General features: G+C 70.2%; 1 pseudogene. It reads left to right on the top strand.

What is annotated here, in order from left to right:
• Window positions 1–466 (top strand): annotated as a pseudogene (locus EN893_RS37550) (hypothetical protein); the annotation flags it as partial.

Raw genomic sequence — 466 nt, 5'->3', positions numbered from 1 at the left:
GCTGATCGCGGCCGGCCCCGAATATGCCGGCGAAAGCTCGATCGCGCGTACGCCGCTGATGTCCGCCCTGCCGGCGATGCCGACCGGCGAGGTGGTCGACAAGGCCTTCTATCCGCGCCTCACCGAACTCGGCCAGCGCCACCCGGTGACGCGTGGGCTGGATGGCTCTGCCACCGAGCCGCCGCACTGGAGCCGCTGGTTCCGCACCATCGGCGTGCAGAATCCCGAAGGCGCAGTGGTGATGAAGGGCGCCGACAACCGGCCGCTGCTGTTGCTCGACCGTAAGGGCGAAGGCCGCGTCGGCATGCTGCTGTCCGATCAGGGCTGGCTGTGGGCGCGCGGCTTCGAGGGCGGCGGCCCGCATGTCCAGCTCTACCGGCGCATCGCCCACTGGCTGATGAAGGAGCCTGAGCTCGAGGAAGAGCGGCTGACCGCCGACGGCCGCGGCATGGTGCTGGAAATCCGC

This window comes from Mesorhizobium sp. M7A.F.Ca.CA.004.04.2.1, from assembly GCF_004022825.1.
In the GTDB taxonomy this organism is placed as follows: Bacteria; Pseudomonadota; Alphaproteobacteria; order Rhizobiales; family Rhizobiaceae; genus Mesorhizobium.
The sequence above is the reverse complement of the archived record's forward strand: the minus strand, read 5'-3'. Positions and strand labels throughout refer to the sequence as shown.